Annotated in this window: 1 protein-coding gene and 1 tRNA gene; both read right to left on the reverse strand. The window is 67.8% G+C overall.

The window, feature by feature from the left end:
* Positions 1–337: 337 nt before the first annotated feature.
* Positions 338–414: transfer RNA gene (locus INF29_RS14150), tRNA-Met, on the reverse strand.
* A gap of 33 nt (positions 415–447) precedes the next feature.
* The coding region (ccsA, locus tag INF29_RS15520) for a cytochrome c biogenesis protein (protein WP_207728187.1) at positions 448–1,570 on the reverse strand (1,123 nt) is incomplete at its 5' end.

A 1,570-nucleotide genomic window follows, 5' to 3' on the forward strand; every position in this document is an offset into this window, starting at 1 on the left:
CACCCGGTGGAGTATGACGACGGCGCACCGAGCGATCTCAAAGCCGACGGGGGCGCCCGCACGTCGAGGGCAGGCGCGCCCCACTCGGGCCACGTGCGGCCGACGGGGTCGACCCTGCCCGCGTCCCGGGCAGCCGCATGGTCGTCGAGGCCGTTCTCGACGCTGAGCAGGTAGCGTCCGGCCAGCGCCGACGCCTCTGCTTCGGACGCACTTTTTGTCCTACAAGCCTTTTTGTCCTATAGGCCGATCGGTATGGGCGAGCTCCGTTTCGAAACCAGCCGAAATCGAGCTAAACAAAAAAGCTCGGAGGCCATATGACCTCCGAGCTGCACGTTCTTGGTCGCGGGGGCAGGATTTGAACCTACGACCTCCGGGTTATGAGCCCGGCGAGCTACCAGACTGCTCCACCCCGCAATGTCTGGTTGCGCCTCAGCGCAAGAAAACATATTACGAACCCCGAACCGACAATGCAAGGAGAACATCTTCCTCGGCGAGGACTCCATATTTGCGACACATCACCGCGCGTGGCCGAGCAGGCCGCAGCCTGCATGCCGAACCGGGGGAATCGCGCCCGCCCGCACGGCCTGGCCGAGCGGCGCACCCGCCCGGGCGAGCCGCGCGCATCCCCGCCGCCTGCGCTACTCGTCCCGCGCGCGGCGCTCCCGGTCCCCGAGAGCCCGCTCGAGCGCCCGGACGTCCTCGCTCGTGCGCTTCGCCCGGCGCGACAACACGAACACGTACGCGAACAGCGCCAACCAGATACCCACATACGCCCCGATCACGAACGGCGCCGCAGGCAGCACGGTCGAATAGACCTCGGACAGAATCGCCGCGCTCGCTCGCATATGCCCGGTCACTCTCACCGGCGCCGGGCGAGACGGCACCGAACTCGCTCGAACCGGTCGCACTGGAAACGACGGGCGCCTCGGCGGAAACCCCGCGCGTTCCGGCCCCGTCGCCGCCCGCACCATCGCCTGCCGTCGCACCCGAGGCGACCGCCGCGCCCCGCGCCTGCAGCCGCGCGAGCGCCTCCTCGGCCGCCGCGCGGTTCGCCCGTGCGTCCTGCTCCTCGAGCCGCTCCTTCAGCTCCTCGACCGCGAGGGCGTCGGCGTTCACCCGCCACGCCACACGGTACAGCGCGAACGCGATCATCAGCATGCCGAACAGCCCGAGCAGGAACGGGATCAGCATCATCGGCGGCAGGCCGCTGTCGGTGCGGAACACCACCGGATGGACGGAGCTCGGCACGAGGCGCGTGATCAGAAACGAGATCGGCGCGTCGATGAACGCAACGATGCCGAACACCGCGCAGAAACGCGCCCTGCGCTCCGGGTCGTCGATGGCGTTGCGCAGGATGAAATATGCGATCACCAGCAGCATCAAGATGAAATACGTGGTCAGGCGCGGCTCCCACACCCACCACACGCCCCACTCGAAGCAGGTCCACAGATCTCCCGAGATCATGGTCGCGACGATGAACACGAGCGTGACCTCCATCGCCGTCTTCGACCGCACGTCGTAGGCGCGCTCGCGGGTCATAAGGAACCGCACCGCGAAGAACGCCGCGAAC

This window comes from Anaerotignum lactatifermentans, assembly GCF_014982935.1.
GTDB lineage: Bacteria > Bacillota > Clostridia > Lachnospirales > Anaerotignaceae > Anaerotignum > Anaerotignum lactatifermentans.